General features: G+C 26.3%; 17 protein-coding genes. 13 read left to right on the forward strand and 4 right to left on the reverse strand.

What is annotated here, in order from left to right:
- Positions 1–11 precede the first annotated feature (11 nt).
- Genes ALANTH_RS04510 through ALANTH_RS04525 form a run of 4 tightly spaced genes read left to right on the forward strand, consistent with a single transcriptional unit; the run spans position 12 to position 4095 of the window.
- Positions 12–587 (forward strand): hypothetical protein, encoded by a 576-nt coding sequence (locus tag ALANTH_RS04510; RefSeq protein WP_026803667.1) that lies wholly within the window; start codon positions 12–14, stop codon positions 585–587.
- An 11-nt stretch (positions 588–598) separates the two neighbouring features.
- Entirely contained in the window at positions 599–2368 is a 1770-nt protein-coding gene (locus ALANTH_RS04515; RefSeq protein WP_026807960.1) for an OmpA family protein, read from the forward strand.
- Between the two features lie 9 nt (positions 2369–2377).
- The gene (locus ALANTH_RS04520) at positions 2378–2893 is read left to right on the forward strand and encodes a Rab family GTPase (protein ID WP_026803669.1); all 516 of its coding nucleotides are present in this window, start codon (positions 2378–2380) and stop codon (positions 2891–2893) included.
- Entirely contained in the window at positions 2893–4095 is a 1203-nt protein-coding gene (locus ALANTH_RS04525; RefSeq protein WP_051583660.1) for a GGDEF domain-containing protein, read from the forward strand. Before ALANTH_RS04520 ends, ALANTH_RS04525 begins: the two co-directional genes overlap by 1 nt.
- Positions 4096–4112: 17 nt before the next feature.
- On the opposite strand, the gene ALANTH_RS11460 is transcribed toward ALANTH_RS04525, so the two are convergent.
- Both ALANTH_RS11460 and ALANTH_RS11465 read right to left on the reverse strand, forming a co-directional pair.
- Positions 4113–4313, reverse strand: coding sequence for a M48 family metalloprotease (locus ALANTH_RS11460; RefSeq protein WP_266096391.1), 201 nt, complete (start codon positions 4311–4313; stop codon positions 4113–4115).
- 35 nt (positions 4314–4348) lie between these two features.
- Complete coding sequence (locus ALANTH_RS11465) at positions 4349–4876, reverse strand: M48 family metallopeptidase (protein WP_257119469.1); 528 nt, start codon at positions 4874–4876, stop codon at positions 4349–4351.
- 309 nt (positions 4877–5185) lie between these two features.
- Here ALANTH_RS11465 and ALANTH_RS04535 point away from each other — a divergent pair, with 309 nt between their 5' ends.
- From ALANTH_RS04535 to ALANTH_RS04560, 6 genes are all read left to right on the forward strand, one after another.
- On the forward strand, positions 5186–7762 hold the full coding sequence (locus ALANTH_RS04535) for a bifunctional aconitate hydratase 2/2-methylisocitrate dehydratase (protein ID WP_026807959.1): 2577 nt from the start codon (positions 5186–5188) through the stop codon (positions 7760–7762).
- A 103-nt stretch (positions 7763–7865) separates the two neighbouring features.
- On the forward strand, positions 7866–8312 hold the full coding sequence (locus ALANTH_RS04540; RefSeq protein WP_026803671.1) for a phosphoribosyltransferase: 447 nt from the start codon (positions 7866–7868) through the stop codon (positions 8310–8312).
- An 11-nt stretch (positions 8313–8323) separates the two neighbouring features.
- Positions 8324–8713, forward strand: a complete 390-nt coding sequence (locus ALANTH_RS04545) for a DUF423 domain-containing protein (RefSeq protein WP_026803672.1) — start codon at positions 8324–8326, stop codon at positions 8711–8713.
- A gap of 30 nt (positions 8714–8743) precedes the next feature.
- A complete protein-coding gene (locus ALANTH_RS04550) occupies positions 8744–9244 on the forward strand; it encodes a YajQ family cyclic di-GMP-binding protein (protein WP_026807958.1) in 501 nt (166 codons plus the stop codon).
- Between the two features lie 7 nt (positions 9245–9251).
- Positions 9252–9833, forward strand: a complete 582-nt coding sequence (locus ALANTH_RS04555) for an NUDIX domain-containing protein (protein WP_026803674.1) — start codon at positions 9252–9254, stop codon at positions 9831–9833.
- Entirely contained in the window at positions 9834–10268 is a 435-nt protein-coding gene (locus ALANTH_RS04560; protein ID WP_026807957.1) for a c-type cytochrome, read from the forward strand.
- Between the two features lie 16 nt (positions 10269–10284).
- Here the strand turns inward: ALANTH_RS04560 and ALANTH_RS04565 are convergent, their stop codons facing one another.
- Positions 10285–11271 (reverse strand): phospholipase A, encoded by a 987-nt coding sequence (locus ALANTH_RS04565; protein WP_026807956.1) that lies wholly within the window; start codon positions 11269–11271, stop codon positions 10285–10287.
- A gap of 104 nt (positions 11272–11375) precedes the next feature.
- Between ALANTH_RS04565 and rpe the strand changes: the two genes are divergently transcribed.
- Genes rpe through ALANTH_RS04580 form a run of 3 tightly spaced genes read left to right on the forward strand, consistent with a single transcriptional unit; the run spans position 11376 to position 13406 of the window.
- Positions 11376–12017, forward strand: a complete 642-nt coding sequence (gene rpe, locus ALANTH_RS04570; RefSeq protein ID WP_026807955.1) for a ribulose-phosphate 3-epimerase — start codon at positions 11376–11378, stop codon at positions 12015–12017.
- Positions 12014–12607 carry a phosphoribosylanthranilate isomerase gene (locus ALANTH_RS04575; protein WP_026803678.1) on the forward strand — a complete coding sequence of 198 codons (594 nt, stop codon included), beginning with the start codon at positions 12014–12016 and terminating at the stop codon, positions 12605–12607. Before rpe ends, ALANTH_RS04575 begins: the two co-directional genes overlap by 4 nt.
- Positions 12594–13406 (forward strand): 3'-5' exonuclease, encoded by an 813-nt coding sequence (locus ALANTH_RS04580; RefSeq protein WP_026803679.1) that lies wholly within the window; start codon positions 12594–12596, stop codon positions 13404–13406. Before ALANTH_RS04575 ends, ALANTH_RS04580 begins: the two co-directional genes overlap by 14 nt.
- Positions 13407–13465: 59 nt before the next feature.
- Here the strand turns inward: ALANTH_RS04580 and ALANTH_RS04585 are convergent, their stop codons facing one another.
- Positions 13466–15472 carry a HAMP domain-containing methyl-accepting chemotaxis protein gene (locus ALANTH_RS04585; protein ID WP_172658495.1) on the reverse strand — a complete coding sequence of 669 codons (2007 nt, stop codon included), beginning with the start codon at positions 15470–15472 and terminating at the stop codon, positions 13466–13468.
- Positions 15473–15482 lie beyond the last annotated feature (10 nt).

A 15482-nucleotide genomic window follows, 5' to 3' on the forward strand; every position in this document is an offset into this window, starting at 1 on the left:
GGAGATATAATATGAATGATAATCAAAAAAATTTAACTGAGACAAGTGAACTTGGAAATGTAGATCAAATAAGAGAAATTTTATTTGGTTCGCAAACAAGAGAACTAAATAAAAGATTTGAAAAGTTAGAAAGTGATATTAAAAGATCTTTTGATGAATTAAAATCAAAAATTGAACAAAGTCAAAAAGATTTTAATAATAGATTAGAAAATGAGATAGAACTTATATCTAAAAAAATTAAGAATTTAACTATTCAACAACAAGAAGAACTTTCTGATATTAAAGAAAATGAGTTAAAACAAGAAAAAAGAATTCAAAATAGTATTGATTTATTAAATGAAGAACTAAGTTCTAAACATGAACAATTATATAAAGAGCAATTAGATAATAAAAATAGTTTAATTGATGATATGAATCTATTAAAACTTGAATTATTTGAGTTCTTAGAGTTGAAATTGTCTGAAATGAACACTATTAAACTTTCAAGAGATGATGCAGCAGAAATTATGCTAGAAGCTGCTATGAGAATAAAAGGTAATAGTGTAGAAAAGCAATTAAATTTAGTTACAGACGAAAATAAAGATTAAGATGTATTTTAATGGATGATCTAAATAAACTTAAAGCTCTTCTTTTAAAAGAAGAACTAGAAACATTACAAAAGATTAATATTCAAATACAAGATTTGAATTATGAAGTAAATAATCAAGATATTATAGTAGAAAAGATCTCTCCATTAATTTCACAAATTTTAGAAAAAAATTATACAAGTGATAAAAATTTATTAGATAAGGCTCTTTCACCATTAGTAGAATCTCTTATTGATAGAAATTTTGAACAATCAAAAGATAAAGTTGTAAGTCAGATGGCTCCTATTATTACAACTGCTATTGGTAAAAGTATAAAATCTCATAAAAATGAAGTTGTTGATACTTTATATCCAGTTGTAGGTAATATGATAAGTAAATATGTATCAAAAACTTTTGAAGAGATGATAGAATCTATAAATTATCAAGTAAAACAAGCTCTTACTTTTAAATCAATAACAAGAAAAATCAAAGCTAAATTTCAAGGTGTTAGTGAAGCAGAACTTTTATTAAAAGATAGTGCTATTGCAAATATAAAAGCAGTTTTTTTCATACATAAAGAAACAGGTATAGTTTTAGCAAATGTTCAAAGAGATGAAAATAAGATAAATGAGCCTGAAATGGTAGCCTCTATGCTTACAGCTATTAGAAGTTTTATAAATGATTGGGTTGATAAAAATGATAAACATCATGAAGTGAATACAATAGAATATGGTGGAAGCAAAATAGTTTTAGAAACAACTGGTCATAGTTATTTAGCAGTTATTGTAGATGGTGTTGTATCAAAAGAAACAATAAAAACTATACAAAATATTTTAGGAAAATTAGTATCAAAATATGGAAATAAAATAAGAGATTTTGATGGTAATTTATCTAACTTACCTATTAACAAATTTGAAGATATTATTAAAACTTTAATAAACAATAATACCAATATTAAAAAAGAAAAAGAGAGTATTCATCCTCTTTTATATATTGTACCAATTTTATTTTTTTCTTGGATTGGATATTTAATTTATAATTCTATAATTGATAGTAACATTGAAAAAAAAGCAAATGAAATTTTATATAAAAATCCAGAATTAACTATTTATAGGTTAGAAGCTAATGTCAAGAATAGGGATATTTTTATAAATGGAGTTGTTCCTAACTCTTTTTATAAAGATATTGCATATAATTCTTTGAAAAACTTAGAAAATATAAGTAATTTAGAAAATAATATTCAAGTTATCGATTATATAAACAATCCAAAAGATATTTATGATAAAATAACATATTTAAGAATGGCATTAAATCAAAAAGATGGAAATAAAATAGAGTACACATATGATTATCCAACTCTTAAAGTTACAGGTTCTGTTATTAGTAAAAATGAAAAAAAGTATGTTGAAAGTCAATTCGCATTGGTAGAAGGCTTAGAAAAACTAGAGTTTGATATAAAAATAGTACCACCAGAGATTACTGATGTGATACATTTTGATTTGAATTCAGCTGAAATTTTACCAAATCAAGAGTATAAACTTATAAATATAATTAATTTATTACATAAATTAGATGATGATTTAGTTTTAGAAGTTTATGGATTTAGAGATTATACAGGTTCAGTTGCAAGAAATGAAATTTTAGTTAATCAACGAGCCACAAATGTTATGAAATACTTAAAAGTAAAAGGGAATGTATCTCAAAAATTAGTTAATTTAGGTCGTAATGAAATTCCTGAAGGTATAGAAGAAGAGTATTTTGAACAAGGGCGAAGAGTTATTTTTAAATGGAAAGAAAAATAAAGGTTTTTTATGTTTAGTTATAAAATAGTTTTAGTTGGAGATTATGCTACAGGTAAAACAAGTTTAATTAGAAGATATATTGATAATAGCTTTAGTGATGAGTACAAAAGTAGTATTGGTGTAAGTATCTCTAAAAAAGAGCTAAATTCTATTATTGATAATGTAGAACATAAATCAATGATGATGATTTGGGATATTGAAGGAAAAACAGATTTTCAACCAATATTTGCACATCATCTTATGGGGTCAAAAGCCTTTATAATCGTTGCAGACTTAACAAGAAAAGAGAGTATTGAATCAATAAAAGAGCATATTATAGTTTGTCAGAAAAGTGTTGCAAATGCTCCTATCTTTATTGCTTTAAATAAAAGTGATTTACCTTATGATGAGATAGATATTAATAATTTAAAAGCATTGTCTTCAAATATTATAGATATTTTTAAAACTTCAGCAAAAGATGAAACTTGTGTAAGAGATATATTTGAACTTTTAAATTTAACTATTATAAAAAGTATGGTGAAGTAATGAAAGATTTGATTTTACCAATAGTATGTAGTAAATATAATATTTCTTATATTATTTTTGATAAAGATTTAAAAATTGTTGATTTTGCAAAAAATATGCAAGATTTTGTTGAAATTGATCTAAAAATAGAGAATAACTCTGATATTAGAGATTTCTTTTGGGAATTTGTAGGATTTGAAGATTCTTTAGATGAATTATATTTATCAAAAAAAGAGTATTTACTTATTCCAATGATTTTTAGAAATAATATATATTATGATGTAAATATAGAAATTTGTTTTATTAAAGGTCAAAAATATTTTATTGCAATGTATACAAAGCAACAAAAAAATTCAATTGAATATTTTCAAACTATTCAAAAAATCAATGAAACAAATTTTAAAAACTATATAGAAAATAAAACAAATAATAAAATCAATGAAAAGTTAATTAGTTTTCATATTGATAAAGATGGAATTATTAAAAAAGCAAATAGTGCTTGTACTTGTTTTTTAGGTTTAGAAGAAAAGGATCTCATTGGTAAACACTTTTCTTTATACTTTTTTTCAAGAAATAAAAAAATAGAGTTAAATAATCATAGTAATATTCTAAGAGCTGAAAGTAAAGATGGTATTGAAGTGTTTTTTCATGCTGAATCTATAAGTATAAATAATGATGTATCATCAGATAAGATTATAGTTTGTCAAGATATAACATATTTGAAGAAAATAGAGATTGAACTTGAATATGCTGTAAATCATGATAGTTTAACTGGACTACCAAATAGATTATATTTAATTAAAAAGATAGAAGAAAATATAGAAAAGTCAAAAAATAATAAACTTTTTTTTGCTTTATGTTTTATTGATTTAAATAAGTTTAAAGCAGTAAATGATAATTATGGTCATCATGTTGGTGATATGCTATTAAAACATGTAGGGGAAGTTTTAAAACACATTGTAAGAGAAGAAGATACAGTTTCACGACTAGGTGGAGATGAATTTGTCGTATTATTAGATAGTTTAGAATCTATAGATTACTTAGAAAAAACGGTTTTAAGAATTAAAGAAGTTTCTAAAAAAATGCCATTTCATTATAATGAAGATATAGTTATTGAGCTATCATTTAGTTTTGGAATTAGTATTTATCCAAGAGATGGTAAGGATGCTAAAACACTAATTGATAGTGCTGATAAAGAGATGTACTTAAATAAAATTAGGTAGATAAAAATCTATCTAATTTACTTTTGAGAGTTTATTTTTTCAATAGTTTTTCTTATATCTTCGACTCTTTTAGATGAACTTGGATGTGTTGAAAAAAAGTCACTACCACTTTGTTTCCCTTCACTCATATTTTGCCAAAATTTTACAGCTTCATATATATTGTACCCAGCTTTATGCATTAAATAAATTCCTATTTCATCAGCTTCAGTTTCTTGCATTCTTCCATAAGGTAACATAACTCCTAAATTTGTTCCTACACCCCATATGCTTGATTAAAAGCATTTTGATATTGAGGTGCGGATGCTCCTAAAACAACATTTCCAACCATTCCAATACCTTGTTGCATCATATTTTGGCTTACTCTTTCAGCTCCATGTCGTGCAAGTGCATGTGCAATTTCATGAGATATCACAGTTGCTAATTGATCATCATTTTTAGCATATTTTAAAATTCCAGTATAGACTACAACTTTTCCACCTGGTAGACAAAAAGCATTTGCTTGTTTATCATCTACTAAATTAAATTCCCATTTAAAATCGCTTCTTTGAGCTACTTGAGCTATTCTTTGTCCTATAATTTTAACTCTTTGAGCTTCTTTTGTATTATGTACAATTTTTGCATTAGTTAAAGCTTCCTTATAAGATTTTTCACCTAAAGCCATCTCTTCATGAGATGACATAAATATCATTTGTGAACGATTTGTATATGGAGTTTTATGGGTACAAGCTGAAAATATAAAAGCTGTTAAAACTATGAGAAAAGTATTTTTTATTATAGTCATTGTAATCCTTTTATAAATTTGATTATTCAAATTCTAACAAAATCTATATATAAAAAAGTATAAAGTAAAGTTGTTTTGTACAAAAAATGTACATTGATATTCTTTATCTTTCATTTTTGTTTTAAAGTTTACTTTGAAAGTAATTAATATTTATATCATAGAGCAAATAATAAGTTATAAATTCAAAAAATAGTGTAACTTTTATTTACAAAAAATAAATTTGTACATATATAAACAATAATTGTACATATTTATTTAAAGCTTTGTGATATAATTTAGCCAAATTCTTAAAATTTAATAGGAGATAATATGAGTTTATTAGAAGAATATAAATCACATGAGAAAGAGAGAGCTTCACAAGGTGGATTACCTCCATTAGCTTTGACAGCTCAACAAACTGCTGATTTAGTAGAGTTATTAAAATCAAGTAAAGTTGAAGATGCAGAATATGCGTTAAATCTATTTAAAAACAAAATTAACCCAGGTGTTGATGATGCTGCATATGTTAAAGCTGCATTTTTAAATGATGTTGTTCAAGGTAAAGTGGCATGTTCTGTGATTTCAAAAGTTGAAGCTATTGAAATTTTAGGAACTATGATGGGTGGATATAACGTACCACCATTAGTTGAAGCTTTAAAAATTTCTGAAGTTGCAGATGCAGCAGCAGAGCAATTAAAAAATACAATATTAGTTTATAATTCATTTAATGATGTTAAATCTTTAATGGATGCTGGAAATGCAAAAGCTAAAGAAGTTATTGAATCTTGGGCAAATGCTGAGTGGTTTACAAATAAACCAGCTTTAGAAGAAGAGATTACTTTAACTGTATATAAAATTCCTGGTGAAACAAATACTGATGATTTATCTCCTGCTACTGTTGCATTTACAAGAGCTGATATCCCTTTACATGCAACTGCAATGTTACAATCAAGAATGGAAAAACCTTTAGAAAAAATGGTTGAGTTAAAACAAAAAGGTCATCCATTAGCTTATGTTGGTGATGTTGTTGGAACTGGAAGTTCAAGAAAATCTGGTATTAACTCTGTTCAATGGCATATGGGAAGAGATATTCCAGGTGTTCCAAATAAAAGAACAGGTGGAGTTGTAATAGGTTCAATTATTGCACCAATTTTCTTTAATACAGCAGAAGATTCTGGATGTTTACCAATTCAAGCAAATGTTGATGCTATTGATACTGGTGATGTAATTGTATTAAAACCATATGCTGGTGTTATTGAGAAAGATGGAAAAGTTGTTTCTGAATTTAAACTTGCACCAAATACTTTAACAGATGAGATGAGAGCAGGTGGAAGAATTCCATTAATTATTGGAAAAGGTTTAACTGCAAAAGCTAGAGAAGCTATAGGATTAGGTGCTTCAACTATATTTATTGCTCCTGAACAACCTGTAAATAATGGAAAAGGTTATACTCAAGCTCAAAAAATGGTTGGAAGAGCTTGTGGTGTTGAAGGTGTAAAACCTGGTATGTATGTTGAGCCAATTGCTACAACTGTAGGAAGTCAAGATACAACAGGTCCTATGACAAGAGATGAGATAAAAGAACTAGCAGCTCTGTCTTTTGGAGCTGATATGGTTATGCAATCATTCTGCCATACTGCTGCTTATCCAAAACCAGCAGATATTAAATTAAGACATACTTTACCAGATTTCATTAACTCAAGAGGTGGAGTTACACTTAAGCCAGGTGATGGTGTTATTCACTCATGGTTAAATAGACTATGCTTACCTGATACTGTAGGAACTGGTGGTGATTCACATACAAGATTCCCAATTGGTATTTCATTCCCAGCTGGATCAGGATTAATCGCATTTGCAGGTGTTACAGGTATGATGCCTTTAACGATGCCAGAATCAGTTTTAGTTAAATTCTCTGGAACAATGCAACCAGGAATTACATTAAGAGATTTAGTAAATGCTATTCCATATTATGCAATTAAACAAGGACTTTTAACTGTTCCTAAGAAAAATAAGAAAAATATTTTTGCTGGAACAATCGTTGAAATTCAAGGTTTACCAGACTTAAAAGTTGAACAAGCATTCGAATTATCTGATGCTTCAGCTGAAAGAAGTGCTGCTGCTTGTTCTGTTCAATTAAATAAAGAACCAATCATTGAATACTTATCTTCAAATATTGCTTTAATTGAAAAAATGATTGAAGAAGGTTATGAAGATGCTAAAACTCTTCAAAGAAGAGCGGATAAAATGAAAGAGTGGATTAAAAATCCTCAATTATTAGAGCCAGATGCTGATGCTGAGTATTTAGCAACAATAGAAATTAACCTTGATGATATTAAAGAGCCAATTTTAGCTTGTCCAAATGATCCAGATGATGTTGCTACATTAAGTGAAATTTTAGCTGATGATAACAGACCAAAAAATATTGATGAAGTATTTGTTGGATCTTGTATGACAAATATCGGTCTATTTAGAGCTTTAGGAGAAGTATTAAAAGGTGAAGGTGTTGCTAAAGCAAAACTATGGGTTGCTCCTCCAACTAAAATGGATGAAGCACAATTAACACAAGAAGGATATTATTCTACATTTGCAGCAGCAGGTGCTAGAATAGAAATACCAGGGTGTTCATTATGTATGGGGAACCAAGCTCAAGTTAGTGAAGGTTCAACAGTATTTAGTACAAGTACAAGAAACTTTGATAATAGACTTGGTAAAAATTCTAAAGTTTATTTAGGTTCTGCTGAAGTTGCTGCTGTTGCTGCACTTTTAGGAAGATTACCATCAGTTGCAGAGTATTTAGATATTGTTGCTAAAAAAATCAATGAAAGTAATAAAGATGGAGTTTATAAATACTTAAATTTCCACCAAGTAAGTGCTGAAGATTTATCTATACTTTTAACTTCAAGATAATAAAATAGTTTGTAAGAAGATAAAACTTCTTACAAATTATCTCCTTAAAAAACAAAATAAGCTATAACTTGTTAATATACCTTTTTTAAAATAAAGGATATTTTTGGAAAAACTATATTACAGTTATGAAATGTTTAAAGAAGATACTCAAAATCTAGTAAATTTATGTAGAGATTTTGAAGCTGATACTTTTTTGAGTATTGCAAGAGGTGGTTTAACTCTTTCTCATTTAATGGCTCAAGCACTTAATCAAAGAAATTTATATATAATAAATTCTGTTTCATATGATAGAAAAACTCAAAAAGATACACATGACCTTTTTAATATTCCAAATTTAGATGGTGCAAAAAAGGTATTAATTATAGATGATATTGTAGATAGTGGAAAAACTATGAAACTAATTGTAGAACTTTTAGAAAAGATGTATCCAAATATTGAATTCAAGTTAGCAACTTTATTCTATAAAAATACTGCTTTAGTAAAACCTGATTTTTATATCAAAAAAGCAGATTGTTGGATTGAATTTTTTTGGGAAGTTGATATTAAATAAAGGAGTTTAAAATGGTAATGGATAGAAAAGCAAGAAGTTTTTTAGTATTTGCTAGTTTATTATTAGCAAGTGCAGTAGCTTTAGGAGCTTTTGGTGCTCATGGATTGAAATCTATATTAGATGAAAATATGCTAAAGGTTTATAATACTGGAGTTACATATCAGTTTTATAATACTTTTGGATTGTTTATAGCAACATTTTTATATATGTTACGACCATATGCAAGAAAGATTTTATTATCAATGTATTTAATTACTATTGGAGCATTGATTTTTAGTATATCTTTATATCTTTTAACAACTTTAAATATTCCAGTACTTGGAGCAATTACACCTATTGGTGGAACATTATTAATAATTGGGTATTTAACTTTAGCTTATGGTATATTAAAATCAGAATAAGTAATTCAAATAAGTATATAAGGATAAAAAATGGCAGTAAAAGAACACTCATTAGATATTTCAGCAAAACTTGATATGCAAGAGATGAAAAATGCAGTTATTCAAGCACAAAAAGAGATAGATAATAGATATGATTTTAAAGGTATTAGTAAGGAAATGGATTTAAATATTGGAGCTAAAAGTCTTACTTTGGTCTCTTCAAGTGATAATAAAATAGATGCTATGCTTGATATTATGATTTCAAAGATGAATAAAAGAGGAATCTCAATAAATTCACTTGAAGAGCTAAAAAAAGAAGATAGCAGTGGTGGAAATAGAAAATATATTTATAAAATTATTGATAGCATTGAAAAAGATGAAGCAAAAAGAATTCAAACAGAGATAAAAAACTTAAAATTGAAAGTAACAGCAGTAAATCAAGGTGATACTATAAGAGTAACTAGTAAAAATATAGATGATTTGCAAATAGTTATGAAACACTTAAGAAGTCTTGATTTAAAAGCTCCTCTTGTATTTGATAATTTCAAATAGGGAATATATGATAAATAATATAGAAAATTTGAAAATTGAGTCATTAAAAGAGACAAAGTATATAAAACCATTAAGTGTTGAGTTTGTTTTAAATGGTGTTAAAAAAACTTGGGAAGTTGTAAGAAGCCATGATAGTGTTTCTATTTTGTTGTATCATAAAGAAAAGGATTCTTTTTTACTTGTAAAACAATTTAGAATGCCTGTATATCTTAATGATAGTAAAATTAAATACACTTATGAACTTTGTGCTGGACTTATTGATAAAGATAAAACTATTGAAGAAATTGCAATTGAAGAAATTGATGAAGAGTGTGGATATGAAGTAGATTTAAATTCTATTCAAAAAATCACATCTTTTTTTACAAATGTAGGAATAAGTGGAGCAAAGCAACATCTATTTTTTACAACTATTAGTGAAAAACAAAAGATTCATAATGGTGGTGGAGTAAATGATGAACAAATAGAGTTGTTTTTTCTTCCAACTTCGCAATGTGATGAGTTTATTTTTGATGAGAGTAAAGCAAAAACACCAGGGTTGATTTTTAGTATTTATTGGTTTATAAAAAATAGAAATAACTTAGGTTTTTAGATGAGACTTTTAATTATATTTACTTTGTTAATCTTAAATCTATTTGGTGATGATGATCTTATTACTAAAGATGATTTAGATATCAATAACTCATTTATTACAAAATATGAGTATGGAAAAATGTTATATATGAATCCACGAGGAATAGGCTGTAATAATTGTCATGGAGATGATGCAAGAGGCAAAAAAATTGTAGATTTTAGACATACTCAAAATGATGAAGAGTATATCTGTTCTTTAGTTGCTCCTGATATTAAGTATATAGAATATAATAGTTTTTCAAAAAAAGTAAATTCTAAGAAGAATGAGAATTTAAAGTTTGAAAAAGATCAAGTTTGTGATAAATTAATATATAAAGCAAATGTTATGCCTACATATTTTATGGTTGAAGAAGAAATAGAAGCTATTTATTATTATATTCAAAATATGAGATAAAAAGGTTTTAATCTTTTTATCTTGAAAATACTAGACCAATTCCAACATTTGTAATTTCTCTATCATAATCTATTAAGCTAGAACCATACCCATGGAAAACTTGAAAGAGTCCATATGTGTTTTTTGAAGCTACAAATTCAGGTAATGGGAAACTCCAATTAAATTCTACAGCTCCTTTATTTGAGCTATTTAATCTTAGATTGTCTCTTAAAAGTAATTCAAAAGTATGTTTTTTATAAGCATATAATAGACTTAAATCACCATAACCATAATATTTATAAAAGTCTTCATTGTCATCATTTTTTGAACTTTCTGGAATTCTATACCATACTCTTGGTACTACAAATAAATTATCAAATTGGAAGAATCCTTGCATATATATCCTATTTACTGAACGAGATTCTTCACCATCTTTACCATTAGAAAAATGCATAAGTGATACTTTAGATAATTTTAAATGTTCATTATTATGTGGAATTTGTACAAATAATTCTGGTTCATAGTTAGTTTCTCTAAATGGAGCAGAGTCTTTTGCTGTTTGCCAAAAAGATTTTTGTGTATAAGCTAAACTTAAAGTTTCACCAAATCCAAAAAAATTATATGATATAGGTTTTTCAAAACTTAATTGAAATACAGTTTCAAAACTATCTCTTCCATCAATATCATTAAAAGTATAAGTAGCAGGTAAAAAGTAGTTCTTTTTATATGGATAGATACCAAAATTTTTAGTAACTAATTGTTCTAAATTTTCATTTGTTTCTTTATCTTCAGATTTTATAATATTTTCAACAAAAATTTCTTTTTTAAAATTTTCTAAATGATTAGCTTCATTTACTATATTTTGTTCTAAAGATTGATCTATATTTTTATTAGCAATTTTTTTATAGATGAGCATTGCAGCTTTATAATCTTTTGCATTTTCTAGATCTTGAGCTTGTTTTAAAAGCTCCAAATTATCCGCATAACAAATAGTAAAAATTATGGTAAAAATTAGTTTTTTCATATTTCTTCTTAAAGTTTTTTTAGATTTTACTTAAAATTTGGTTTATACTTTATAAAAGAGATTAAATGATATAATCACCAAAATTTAGAAAAAAAAGGTTATAAATGCTTGTCGCTCCATCAATTTTATCGGCTGATTTTGGTAATTTAGCAAGAGATATAAAAGCTATTTGTGATGCTGGTTGTGATTTAGTTCATGTTGATGTTATGGATGGGCATTATGTGCCAAATTTAACTATTGGACCAGTTGTAGTAGAATCAGTTTCAAAAGTTGCAACTAAACCACTTGATATTCATTTGATGGTTGAGAATAACAATTTTTTTGTAGATTTATTTGCTCCTTTGAAACCAAAATATTTATCTTTTCATATTGAAAGTGAAAAACATCCTCATAGACTTATACAAAAGATAAGAAGTCTAGGAATAAGTCCAGCAATAACTTTAAACCCTCATACCAGAGTTGAGGATATAGAGTACTTAATTGAAGATTTAGATATGGTTTTACTAATGTCAGTTAATCCAGGTTTTGGTGGACAAAAATTTATTCCAACAGTGCTTGAAAAAGCAAAAAAATTAAAAGAATTAATTAATAAAAGAAATCCAAATTGTTTAATAGAAGTTGATGGCGGAGTAAGTGATAAAAATATTCATGAGTTAAAAAATGCTGGAGTTGATATAGTTGTTGCAGGTAGCTATGTTTTTGGAAGTGATAACTATGAAAAAGCTATAAAGAGTCTTAAAGTATGAGAGTTAAAATTTGTGGAATTACAAATTTAAATGATGCTATTGATGCGGTAGATGCAGGTGCAAATGCTTTAGGTTTTGTATTTTATAAACCATCTCCAAGATATGTAGAACCTTCTGAAGTATTAAAAATAGTAGATAAAATACCACCATTTGTGCAAACTGTAGGACTTTTTGTAAATGAAAGTGTAGAATTTATAAATAAAGTTTGTGAATCTTCAAAAATGCAATTAGCTCAAATTATAGATGATGATAATTTATTAGATTACTCAAAATTAAAAGTGAAATATATAAAAGTTATAAGAGTAAAATCGAATATAGATTTAGAAAATCTAAAAAATGATTATTATTTAGTTGATACTTTTGTAGATGGTTTTGGTGGAAAAGGTCAAAGACTTTGTTTAGATTTTTTTAAAAATTTAGATTGTTCTAAGTTTATTCTTGCAGGTGGATTAAATAGTGAAAACTTGAGAGAATTAGATAATTATGGTTTTTTTGGAGTTGATGTAAGTAGTGCAGTAGAAAAGGAAAAAGGTAAAAAAGATAAACAAAAAATGATAAACTTTGTAAAAGTAGCTTATGAAATCTCCTAAAAAGAAATATGTTCTTAAACCTTCAAAACCAACATTCTTGGATATTACAAGAAGATTAAAAAAAGAACCAATACAATATGAAGAGTTTTTGAAACTTTTAGAAAATTCAAATGATAGATTTTATGAAAATAGTGAGTTAGAATTTGAATTATTACTTATTAATGGCTTTCCTCTTGATATAAAAGATGAATTTGTATTTTTGAAAACTACACAAACTTCTATAACTGAACAAACTTTTTGTTTCGTAGATATTGAAACAAATGGAGGAACTCCTAAAAAAGGATTTCAGATAATTGAACTTGGAGCAGTAAAATATAAAAATGGAAAGATTCTAGATAAATTTAACTCTTTAGTTTTTGCAAAAGAGATTCCTCCTTATGTTCAAGAAGTTACTAAAATAACACCTTTAATGCTTGAAAATGCCCCAAGAATTGAAAAAGTTTTAAAAGAGTTTAAAGAGTTCTTAGGTGATGATGTTTTTGTAGCTCATGATATAAAATTTGACTATACTTTTATATCTGATAGTTTTGAAAAATATAGTTTAGGTAAACTTTTAAATAGAAAAATTTGTACTATTGATTTATCTAAAAGAAGTATAAAATCTGAAAAATATGGTTTAAGTACTTTAAAAGAACTTTTACAAATAGATGTAGAAAATCATCATAGAGCATATTTTGATGCTCTTACAACAAAAATAATTTTTGAGAAATGTTTAGAAAATATAGATTTAGATAATATAAAAAGTGTAGAAGATCTAATAAAATTTTCAAAAAGTGATAATATAATAAAAAATAGATAAACTAAAAACTATATTTTAGAACTTATAAATAAGAAAGGAATATTCCTTTCTTATGCTACTTAAAAGTTTTCCCACTCATCGTCTGTAGTATTGTCTTGTATTAATGTAGATGTTGATTTAATATTTGTTCCTTCTTTTTGCTCTTTATTTGATTTTCCAGATATTTCATCATAATTATTTATATTTTTTGTATCTCTTGCTTTAATTTCATTTTTACCAATAAAATCTTTTGAATCAGCTTCTTTTACTACATCTTTAGCTATGTTATCTGTTTCCATAGCAATATCATGAGTTTGAGAAGAGATCATAGCATTTTGTTGAGTTTGTCTATCTAATTGATTTACAGCATCATTAATTTGTTCTATTCCAGAAAGTTGTTCTTTACTTGACATTTCAATATCAGAAATAAGATTTGTTGTTTGAGTTATTGAATCATTTAAACCTTTATAACCTTCAATCATTGTAGTAGCAATATTTTTACCTTCATTAGCTTTTATTGTTGCTTTTTCAACTATATCTTTTATCTCTTTAGCTGCTTCTGCACTTCTTGCTGCTAGATTTCTTACTTCTTGTGCTACAACTGCGAAACCTTTTCCTGCTTCTCCTGCTGTTGCTGCTTCCACTGCTGCATTTAAACTTAATATATTTGTTTGGAATGCTATATTATCTATTACACTTATTGCTTCATTTACTAGATTTACTTGACTATTTATTTCATCCATTGCTAATGTTGTTTTATTTGCTAACTCTTCTCCTTGTTGAGCAGAGTTTCTAACATTAGATGAAAGTTTAGACATTTGAGCAATACTTTCAGTATTATTTCTTATATTACTTGTTATCTCTTCAAGTGCAGCAGCTGTTTCTTCTAAAGAAGCTGCTGCTTCATTTGAACTAATATTTAATTTATCAACATTTTCTAAAAGAATTTTAGAACTTCTATCTAAATTTAATCCATTTGATTTATTTTCTCTTAACATTTGAGTGATTGAATCTCCAAGATTATTTACCCCATTTGCAAGTTTAAGTAAATGTTCTTTTAAACCCTTTTGATCTATTTTATTTAAATAGTTATAGCTTGAGTATTGTTCTAAAACATTTAATATATTATCAATATTTGTTTCTAAAATACTTCCCATATTATTTATTACATTTTTTAGTTGCATTAAAGCTGGATTTTCAACATTTAAATTTAATCTTTGACATAAATCTCCTTGTTCGAATTCACTTAAAACTGATATTGTTTCATCTATTAGTTTTCTATCTTCATCAACTCCAGTTTTTGTTTTTGTAATATTTTTATTTACAACTTTTGCCATTTCACCAAATTCATCTTCTGAAGAGTCTTCTAAAAGATTGCTATCATTTGATTCTCTATTTAAATAAGCAAAGAATCCTAATAAACCTTCTTTAAAGTTATTGATTTTACTTGTCATATCTGAAATTATCAAATAAGATAATATAAGAAGTATTAGGAATGATATAACAATTGTTATAATAGTTGTAAATATTGTAGTATTATAATCGTTATGTGCTTGTTCATTTACTAGTGCAGCAACTTCTAATTGATACTCCATAAGTTTAGATACTCTACTATCAATAGGATCTAAATCTTCATACAAATTATTTATAATGATTGAATCTATTTTTTCTAAATCTTTATTCTCACAAGCTTTTCCAATATCATTTACAACATTATCTGCTATAAATAGACTATTCTTTATCTCTTTTACTAAAGCTTCTTCCTTTTTATCTAAGTTAGTTGCTAAATAACCATTCCAATTTTTATCTATAAGAATTTTTGCATCTTTTATATTTGTAGAACATTGTTCAAATGTTATTTTTTTATTACTTAGTTTAATTGCAGTATCAACAACATTTACCGCATAAGCTTCTGCAATATTTTTTAATTGTACTAAAGGTACTAATCTATCATTATAAACGTTAGTTAATCCTTGATTTGTTTTATCTAATTCTATTAAGCTGTTAATACCTAAAAATAAAACTATTACTAGTGAGAATAAAGATAAAACAATGAGCTTTGTTCTAATTTTTAAATTTTTAATCATTTTGTATTTC

The organism is Aliarcobacter lanthieri, assembly GCF_013201625.1.
GTDB classification, from domain to species: domain Bacteria; phylum Campylobacterota; class Campylobacteria; order Campylobacterales; family Arcobacteraceae; genus Aliarcobacter; species Aliarcobacter lanthieri.

Coding starts and splice junctions, on each gene's coding strand:
- ALANTH_RS04510 (WP_026803667.1), top strand. CDS start 12: ATGAATGATAATCAAAAAAATTTAACTGAGACAAGTGAACTTGGAAAT.
- ALANTH_RS04515 (WP_026807960.1), top strand. CDS start 599: ATGGATGATCTAAATAAACTTAAAGCTCTTCTTTTAAAAGAAGAACTA.
- ALANTH_RS04520 (WP_026803669.1), top strand. CDS start 2,378: ATGTTTAGTTATAAAATAGTTTTAGTTGGAGATTATGCTACAGGTAAA.
- ALANTH_RS04525 (WP_051583660.1), top strand. CDS start 2,893: ATGAAAGATTTGATTTTACCAATAGTATGTAGTAAATATAATATTTCT.
- ALANTH_RS11460 (WP_266096391.1), bottom strand. CDS start 4,313: ATGCAAGAAACTGAAGCTGATGAAATAGGAATTTATTTAATGCATAAA.
- ALANTH_RS11465 (WP_257119469.1), bottom strand. CDS start 4,876: ATGACTATAATAAAAAATACTTTTCTCATAGTTTTAACAGCTTTTATA.
- ALANTH_RS04535 (WP_026807959.1), top strand. CDS start 5,186: ATGAGTTTATTAGAAGAATATAAATCACATGAGAAAGAGAGAGCTTCA.
- ALANTH_RS04545 (WP_026803672.1), top strand. CDS start 8,324: ATGGTAATGGATAGAAAAGCAAGAAGTTTTTTAGTATTTGCTAGTTTA.
- ALANTH_RS04550 (WP_026807958.1), top strand. CDS start 8,744: ATGGCAGTAAAAGAACACTCATTAGATATTTCAGCAAAACTTGATATG.
- ALANTH_RS04555 (WP_026803674.1), top strand. CDS start 9,252: ATGATAAATAATATAGAAAATTTGAAAATTGAGTCATTAAAAGAGACA.
- ALANTH_RS04560 (WP_026807957.1), top strand. CDS start 9,834: ATGAGACTTTTAATTATATTTACTTTGTTAATCTTAAATCTATTTGGT.
- ALANTH_RS04565 (WP_026807956.1), bottom strand. CDS start 11,271: ATGAAAAAACTAATTTTTACCATAATTTTTACTATTTGTTATGCGGAT.
- rpe (WP_026807955.1), top strand. CDS start 11,376: ATGCTTGTCGCTCCATCAATTTTATCGGCTGATTTTGGTAATTTAGCA.
- ALANTH_RS04575 (WP_026803678.1), top strand. CDS start 12,014: ATGAGAGTTAAAATTTGTGGAATTACAAATTTAAATGATGCTATTGAT.
- ALANTH_RS04580 (WP_026803679.1), top strand. CDS start 12,594: ATGAAATCTCCTAAAAAGAAATATGTTCTTAAACCTTCAAAACCAACA.
- ALANTH_RS04585 (WP_172658495.1), bottom strand. CDS start 15,472: ATGATTAAAAATTTAAAAATTAGAACAAAGCTCATTGTTTTATCTTTA.